The 7,616-nt window shown below is 61.8% G+C and carries 5 protein-coding genes, 4 pseudogenes and 1 riboswitch; of the genes and pseudogenes, 1 reads left to right on the forward strand and 8 read right to left on the reverse strand.

The features are described from left to right. The 3 genes and pseudogenes from A37O_RS0109165 to A37O_RS15155 form a co-directional block, all read right to left on the reverse strand. Positions 1-133 (reverse strand): annotated as a pseudogene (locus tag A37O_RS0109165) (IS6 family transposase); the annotation flags it as partial. 304 nt (positions 134-437) lie between these two features. Continuing rightward, positions 438-1,352, reverse strand: coding sequence for a nucleotidyl transferase AbiEii/AbiGii toxin family protein (locus A37O_RS15150; protein WP_018297209.1), 915 nt, complete (start codon positions 1,350-1,352; stop codon positions 438-440). Continuing rightward, entirely contained in the window at positions 1,345-2,346 is a 1,002-nt protein-coding gene (locus tag A37O_RS15155) for a type IV toxin-antitoxin system AbiEi family antitoxin domain-containing protein (protein ID WP_018297210.1), read from the reverse strand. The genes A37O_RS15150 and A37O_RS15155 overlap by 8 nt, the downstream gene beginning before the upstream one ends. 235 nt (positions 2,347-2,581) lie before the next feature. Between A37O_RS15155 and A37O_RS0109180 the strand changes: the two genes are divergently transcribed. Then, entirely contained in the window at positions 2,582-2,815 is a 234-nt protein-coding gene (locus A37O_RS0109180; RefSeq protein ID WP_018297211.1) for a hypothetical protein, read from the forward strand. A 509-nt stretch (positions 2,816-3,324) separates the two neighbouring features. Here A37O_RS0109180 and thiC read toward each other — a convergent pair. From thiC to A37O_RS16210, 5 genes and pseudogenes are all read right to left on the reverse strand, one after another. After that, entirely contained in the window at positions 3,325-5,055 is a 1,731-nt protein-coding gene (thiC, locus tag A37O_RS0109185) for a phosphomethylpyrimidine synthase ThiC (protein WP_018297212.1), read from the reverse strand. 4 nt (positions 5,056-5,059) lie between these two features. Then, a riboswitch (TPP riboswitch) is annotated at positions 5,060-5,170 on the reverse strand. A gap of 188 nt (positions 5,171-5,358) precedes the next feature. Further along, positions 5,359-5,667, reverse strand: a pseudogene (locus A37O_RS16205) (transposase); the annotation flags it as partial. 294 nt (positions 5,668-5,961) lie between these two features. Continuing rightward, positions 5,962-6,291 (reverse strand): annotated as a pseudogene (locus tag A37O_RS16985) (transposase); the annotation flags it as partial. 18 nt (positions 6,292-6,309) lie between these two features. After that, positions 6,310-6,984: an IS110 family transposase gene (locus A37O_RS15690; protein ID WP_211208366.1), complete on the reverse strand. Its 675-nt coding sequence runs from the start codon at positions 6,982-6,984 to the stop codon at positions 6,310-6,312. Between the two features lie 106 nt (positions 6,985-7,090). Continuing rightward, positions 7,091-7,489: pseudogene (locus tag A37O_RS16210) on the reverse strand (transposase); the annotation flags it as partial. Between the last annotated feature and the right edge of the window lie 127 nt (positions 7,490-7,616).

Consider the following 7,616-nt stretch of genomic DNA (forward strand, 5'->3'; position numbering starts at 1 on the left):
TGTGATCGACCGGTACGCCGCGTTCGGTCATCATCTCTTCGAGATCGCGGTAGCTCACGCCGTAGCGGCAGTACCACCGGACCGCCCCCAGGATGATTTCACGGGGGAAATGACGACCGGAGAAGATGCCCATGGCTCTGATTATTTCACGCCGGTCTTCCTGTCGCCCCAACTTTGCAACAGCACCGTGTTAGTCATGCATGGTCTCCTGGGGTCAGAACCTGGGGAGGGAAAGTTTCGTAAATGTGATCATGCTAACAATCTTCTCAGTCATGCGTGTGAGATTTCAGAAAAGATTCAGATCGCACAAATATCAGAACTCAACTGCACACCACCTCAATGATTCCAACGCGGGCGTCTCAGTTCCAAGGAACTGAGACATCTATGGTGCGAAGCCGACTTCTGCGCGCGATAAACACGGTTTCTGTTTTTCGTCCTTAGCGCATCACCCACTGTTGGGTTTCGGCAGGCCACACCTTCCCCTTCACCTGATCGCTGGTGGTCAGGAGGGGATTTAAGAGCAGCCCCGCCCTCGTCAGTGCATCCTCTACCCCGAGGAGCTCGGGGCGGGGCTGATGCAGGGTTCGAGCGAATTTCTCGTAGCCGGCTGGCCACTCATCACTGGGAAGCACCATCTCTGGCGGCAGTCTCACGCCACGAATCTGCGCCTGGCGGTCCAGGGCCGTGCGTAGCCTGCCTCCATCGACTTCCAGTTCGAGGGCGATCAGTCCGATGTCGTAGAGATCGCGGTATCGGGTGGAGGCGCGGGCGCCGTGGATTTCGTACATGGCGCAGGTTTTATCGGCGAGCTGGTTTTCCACCGGGTAGGACAGCACCGCGAACGTGGACTGTGCAAACGGCACATCCAGCGGATCTGAGCGGGTGACCAGCAACGGTTCTGTGACAGTAGGAACCTCGATGTCTCCGGAGACATCGATACTGAACCGGGAGAATTCCCCGGTACCGAACCGGACAATGACGGTCAGTTCGATGTTGTCGATGGTCCCGCTGGCTTGTTCCGCACGCGGGTTGCGGACTTCAAAGGTGTAGGGGCCGACCTTGGTGCGATCCATGACGGTGATCAGGGTCTGCGCTGCGTCGCGGTGGCCGGTCGGGGAATCCTGTCGGTACAGGTCCAGGTCCTGGGTGTGCCGGGCCCCGGGGATTCGGCAGTAGAGGTTGGTGCCGCCCTTAAGTACCCATCCCGGATCCGTGGCCATCAGCTCCGCGAGAAAAACCTCGCGGAAGAATCGGCTGTAGACGGCATTCGGGGTCAGCTTTTGCTGTTTGGCGAACTCGCGTAGTCCGGCAGTGATCTGGGAATGGGTGGCCCGGGATTTGGGCTTAGGCATCGTTGTCCTTGTCGTCTGCAGCGTCTAGTTCTTTACTCGTGGCGTCTTCGCGGGGATGTTCTCGTGGCGCGTTTTCAGGCAGATGAAAGGCACCGGCATGAAGGGCAGGGGTGATGATATCGCTGATCATCTGGGCCCTTTCCTCAGCGCCCTTATCCAGCACGTCCTGCACAGCCGACGACGCCGCGGTGCTCAGATCCACTATGGGCAGCTGTGCAGCGGCGAGTTGGGTGATCTCCGGCAACTGCAGCTGCGGAGCGATCTGGGCAAACAGCTCCTGGAGTTGCCGCTGAATCGGCGCCATGGCCTGCTGCACCACACGGGTGAGTTGTTCTTCACTGGATTCTTCTTCCACGAGGAGCTCATCCAGACGGGCCTTCATTGCGGACTCGGTGTTGCCGGCGGCCCCGAAGATCTCAGCGACCTCGGAAAGAGCTGCTGCCAGATCATCTTTGGTGGTCAGGCGGCGAGACACCGCATCAGCCATCAGGTCAGTGAGATGGCCTGGTTCATGACCTGCTCGAGCTAGATCCAGCACCGTTCTGGCCGCGGTGGTCACCGGAAGGCCGTCCAGGTCGGCAATCTCCCCGGGATCAACAGTCGCGGTATGAAACCGAACCTCGGGTTGTTTCGTCTGTCGCCTGGACGGGGTGGTGAAGGTGATCGCCTCACTAGGCAAATCGCCGATGCCGTGCAGCTCGGCAGCGGTCTCATGGGAGACAACCGCACCGTGGAGACCCGTGTCCCCACGGTCAGCGGCCATGACCTTCGGATCCAGGGCCAACCACTGGGCGCGCACCTCAAGGACAGTGCCAAACGGGGTCGCGGACGTCGCATACACCCCATGTCGCACCCTCACCAGAACCCCATGGTCGACAAGCCGGCTGAGCATAAAAGCCGGCACACCGGCCTCCTTGGCCTGGGCAGAGGTCAGCAAACCCCATTGCTGAGAGGCGAGATCCGAGACGATCTCTGTGGCTTCACCAATCCGCATTCTTCGATTATTGCATAGAAAGCAATTACCGACACTCATAGAACGAAGACAGCCCTTCAAAAATAGCTATGGGAGCTGTTGTCGAATAAAGGAAGTCAGAACTCGCAGCCCTCCCACTTGGTATGCTGGATAGAGGAAAGTGCACCCCAGGGCATCCAGTTTTAATCATGGACGGGGCAATATCTCAGGTGAAGAGGAAATTTCTCTGTGATGTTCTGGACGATAAGAAGAAAACATGCCCAGTATCGGTGATGAGCTGATCTACCGCTTGCGTGACAACTCACCGTCGGAGTGCGTCCGAGTCAGCGAGATCGACACCCGTAAGAAGACCCCGCGGTACGTAGTCGAGTTCCTCGACGGCAACAAGGCTGACTGGAAGTGGTTAACGCGAGTCTGGGCGGGCTCCAGCAAGAGGGGATGGCGACGTGGCCCAGCGGAGTCAGTGGAAAAAGGAGTGTGGCTTTGCTGATGCTCGGGAACTTCCCCCGGGGTTAAAACAGGGTTGACCGCACGAGGGAGCGCGGAACTACCGTGCCCGACGTCCGACTTATTCATTTCCATCCCGTCTTTGTGCTGGGATTTACCGCCGTCGAACGCCCAAACGGGATGGCAACGGACACCACCACTTCTCCATCCCGCGAAACACCATCAAGCCATGATTGGCCGAGCCGGACTCGTGGATTCGATGGGAGTGCGGCCTCCCGTGCAGGACTTCTTCGGCCCCTGTACTCCCATTCTCGGATTCACCCCGCCCGCACGGGCACTGAATAATACCTAGGCACAGTTGAGGCGGCCCAGGAACTGAGCTTAGACCTCGTCTCAAAACTCCTGTCTTCACTGCAACGGACGGTGTCCCTGCCTCGCCTGTCCGGGGCCGTCCGTCGGCGCCTGCCGGGCGTTGCGCCTCTCGAGGATTTCAGGCTCGAGGGGCACAGCGCTTCCTCCGGCACCAGCTGAGAAGTGCCGCGGGAGAAGTCCTCAGATGGTGGAGATCGTGGGGGTGTCCAGGTAGACTGTGCCGCCGGCGGCTCGGAACTGGGCGGATTTTTCCTGCATCCCGGAGATGGCCTCCTGTTCAGCGGTGCTGCCGAACTGGTCGCGGATGTCCTGGGAGATGCGCATGGAGCAGAACTTCGGCCCGCACATGGAGCAGAAGTGAGCTGTCTTGGCCGGTTCGGCCGGCAACGTCTCGTCGTGGAAGGCCTCGGCCGTGTCCGGGTCCAGGGACAGGGCGAACTGGTCCCGCCACCGGAACTCGAAGCGGGCCTTCGACAGTGCGTCGTCCCGCTCGGTCGCCCCCGGGTGACCCTTGGCCAGATCCGCGGCGTGAGCGGCGATCTTGTAGGTGATGACTCCGGTCTTCACGTCGTCCTTGTTGGGCAGCCCCAGGTGTTCCTTCGGGGTGACGTAGCACAGCATGGCCGTGCCATAGCGGGCGATCTCGGTGGCCCCGATGGCCGAGGTGATGTGGTCGTAACCGGGGGCGATGTCGGTGACCAGCGGGCCCAGGGTATAGAACGGGGCGCCGTGGCACAGTTCCTGCTGGCGTTCGACGTTCTCGCGCACCAGGTGCAGCGGGATGTGGCCGGGGCCTTCGACCATGACCTGCACGTCGTACTCCCAGGCCCGTGCGGTGAGCTCGGCCAGGGTGTCCAGCTCGGCGAACTGGGCGGCGTCGTTGGCGTCGGCGATCGAGCCAGGGCGTAGCCCATCGCCCAGGGAGAAGGCGACGTCGTAGCGGGCGAAGATCTCGCAGAGCTCGTCGAAGTGGGTGTAGAGGAAGTTCTCCTCATGGTGGGCCAGACACCACCCGGCCATGATCGACCCGCCCCGGGAGACGATACCGGTGACCCGCTCCGCGGTCAGCGGCACATAGCGCAGCAGCACCCCGGCGTGGACGGTCATGTAGTCCACGCCCTGCTCGCACTGCTCGATCACGGTGTCGCGGAAGATCTCCCAGGTCAGCGCGTTGGCCTCCCCGTTGACCTTCTCCAGGGCCTGGTAGATCGGCACGGTGCCGATCGGCACCGGGGAGTTGCGGATGATCCACTCCCGGGTGGTGTGGATGTCATCGCCGGTGGACAGGTCCATCACGGTGTCGGCCCCCCACCGGGTGGCCCACTGCATCTTGTCCACCTCCTCGGCGATGGAGCTGGTGACCGCGGAGTTGCCGATGTTGGCGTTGATCTTCACCAAGAACGCCTTGCCGATGATCATCGGCTCAGACTCAGGGTGGTTGATGTTGGCCGGGATGATCGCCCGCCCCGCCGCCAGCTCCGAGCGCACCAGCTCCACATCGCAGTTCTCGCGCAGGGCCACGAACCGCATCTCCTCGGTGATGATCCCGGCCCGAGCGTAGTGCATCTGCGTGACCGTCCGGCCCTCCTGCCCTCGGAGAGGCACTGGGCGGGCACCCTTCCACTCCTGGGACGCCTCACCACGCCGGATCGCGGAGCGGCCGTCGTCGAGCAGATTCCGCTCCCGCCCCTGGTATTCCTCCACGTCACCGCGGCCCTGGATCCACGAGGCCCGCAACGGCGGGAGCCCGACCACCGGGTCGCTACCCGGGCCGGCGGTGCGGTAAACCCGCAGCGGGGGATTCGCCACTGCGCCCGGAGAGTCCTCCAGGGCGATCTCGGTGACCGGCACAGCAAGTCCGTGCTCGGTGTCGTGGACATACGTCAGGGCGTGCGCATTGGATGCACTCATGGGAAATGTTCCTACTTCCTTCTTCCTTCGCCGGCATTACCCGGACAGGTTCGACGGTCGCAGGCTGCCTCAGCCCGATCTCAGCCCCTGCAATGGGGCACCCGTGTGGACGGCACCGACCCTAACACCCCGTGACCACGGTCGCCACCCCGAACCGACCCGGACGGAGAAGATGCCCTCTCAATGTCCGAGGCAGCTCGCACTTTGCCGCAGTCAGCGACGGAGGGACGCAGGCAGGCTGGAACCTCGGGGGCGTCCGCGTGTGCGGCCCTCGGTCGTTGTTCCTGATAACAAGACTTGGCCTCACGACTTGGCGGTTTGGTGGAGTCGACGGAGATTGATGAGCGTGACGGCGAGCAGGAGTAACGGCAGTAGCGTGGCTTTGGTCCGGTCGTAGCGGATGCCGAGACGTTTGAAGCGCAACAACCAGGAAATCGTCCGTTCCACCACCCAGCGGTGCCGGCCCAGTCGGGTCTTGTCTTCGGTCCCACGACGTGCTATCCGGGCCTTGATACCGCGCTGATGCAGGTAGCGGCGGCACCGGGGGTAGCCGTAGCCCTTGTCCGCGTGCAGCTTCTCGGGCTTGCGGCGTGGTCGACCGGGACGTCCCCGTAGACCTCGCCTGGCACAGCCCCTAGGACCTGTTACGAAAGTCGTTTGAGCCAGCGGTCGATGTTCGCAATCTGGACGACTGCCTGGAACCGGACGGCGAGTTTGATGCTCCTATAGATGTCAAGCCGCTTCTAGAAGGAATTCCCGGTACCGTGCGCAGAACTCATCATCTCGTGCCCGAGCACGCTCGATACGGGAGACTTTGACCTGATCGACATTAAAATGCTCGGCCACGACTCGCAGACTCATCTTCTTCGACTGCCGCAAGACACGTAAATCATCGACCGCGGGCACGACTGGTGGGTTGACGATGAGTTTGTACACCTCGGCGGCGACATACCGTTTCAGGCACCTCATGACCTCCTTTTTCGACTTCCCCTCCGTGATGCGCCGAGCCACATACGTCCTTGTCCTGGGGTCGCTGGCCATCCTCGACTTCACAATGTCGAACAAGACACTATTGGCCTGACGGTCTCCTCCCTTGTTGAGCCGGTGCCGGGTCGTCTTGCCTAACGATGCCGGCAACGGGCTGGTCCCGCACAGCGCCGCGAACGCGGCCTTCGATGTAATCCTTTCAGGGTTCTCGCCAGCGGTGACCAGCAGCTTCGCCGCGGAGATCGGGCCAACACCTTTGGTCGCAGCCTACGCGGGAGCGACCTCCTTCGTCAGCGCGGCCAGCTGATCGTAGGCATCATCGATCTCGGTGGTGAGGAACTCGATCCGGCGAGCCAAACGCCGCAGTGCGATTCCGAGCAAGTCATCGGCAGGGGGACGGCTACGGGCCAGGGTGGCATGGAGGTCGGTGTCCTTTATCCCCGCATATTTCTCCCTGACCTCGGCGGGTGCAGTGGTGAGGAAATGGATAATCTGCGTGATCGCCGCCGTCCGTGACTTCAGCGCGGTAGTACGGGTCTTCAGCAGTACCCGGATGCCGTCGATGGCACCACCGAGGAGTTTCGGAATGGGCAGCTCGTCGGCATCGGCGGCGACGGTCTTCGCTGCAGCGTAGGAGTCGATAGGGTCGGATTTCCCACCCCGGCGGGTCTGTCGGTTAGGGCGAATGACTTCCTTGACGAGGACATTATGCGTCCTCAAGTAGGCGGTAATGCCGGCGCCGTAGGAAGCAGTGCCCTCGATCCCGACGGCCAGGATCGTCCCGAAGGACAAGACGAAGGCCAGCAGGTCCCGGTAACCAGCCATCGTGGTGGGGAACTCACGGTCACCGAGCTTCTTCCCGACTTCGTTGATGACGCCGACGTGGTTGGTGTTTTGGTGGGTATCGATCCCGGCGTACACATTTGTCGTGGCTCCTGTCATGATGGTGACTGCCTCTTCCCTTTGAACTGGTGGGGGCGAGACCAGCCGGTCGGACAGACAGGACGTTGACGGGACTCCGTCGTCGCGGAGTCACGCTCCTATGAGGTCATGTCCCCACCGGCTGGTTCTCTTTCGATGGTGACGGACATCCCGGTGGACAGATCAAACAAAGGACACCACCACTGAAGAGTGGGTCAGTCGTAGCGTGGGCCACACCGGGACCCCCGACTCTTCCAGTATCAACGTCGTAGCGGGTGGCCACCGCCCGGTTGTGTTTGAGGGCGTTGAAGCAGCGTTCGACGACGTTACGGTCCTTATACGCCTCAGAGTCGAAGGTCGGTGGCCGTCCACCGGCGGATCCTTTGGCCTTTCGATTGGCGGCCTGGTCCTTTTTGACCGGGATCGTGGTCGTGATGTTTCGGCACCGCAGATAGGACCGGTTTGCTTGTGAGGAGTAGGCCTTGTCCGCCAGTACCCGATCGGGCCGGCTGCGGGGTCGACCGGGCCTGGGGCGGGCCACCTGGATCCGGTCGAGGACTGAAGCGTCCTGGGTTTAGTTCCGATCGTTTCTAGAGGAGGATTGGATCATGCCTAGGAAGTTCAGTGACGAGTTCAAGGACAAGGCGGTGAGG

Origin of the sequence: Corynebacterium lubricantis DSM 45231 (genome assembly GCF_000379425.1) — a bacterium.
Classification (GTDB): domain Bacteria; phylum Actinomycetota; class Actinomycetes; order Mycobacteriales; family Mycobacteriaceae; genus Corynebacterium; species Corynebacterium lubricantis.

Excerpts from the sequence above, each read along its gene's own strand:
- A37O_RS0109180 (WP_018297211.1), top strand. The coding sequence starts at position 2,582 with ATGCCCAGTATCGGTGATGAGCTGATCTACCGCTTGCGTGACAACTCA.
- A37O_RS15155 (WP_018297210.1), bottom strand. The coding sequence starts at position 2,346 with ATGCGGATTGGTGAAGCCACAGAGATCGTCTCGGATCTCGCCTCTCAG.
- thiC (WP_018297212.1), bottom strand. The coding sequence starts at position 5,055 with ATGAGTGCATCCAATGCGCACGCCCTGACGTATGTCCACGACACCGAG.
- A37O_RS15690 (WP_211208366.1), bottom strand. The coding sequence starts at position 6,984 with ATGACAGGAGCCACGACAAATGTGTACGCCGGGATCGATACCCACCAA.
- A37O_RS15150 (WP_018297209.1), bottom strand. The coding sequence starts at position 1,352 with ATGCCTAAGCCCAAATCCCGGGCCACCCATTCCCAGATCACTGCCGGA.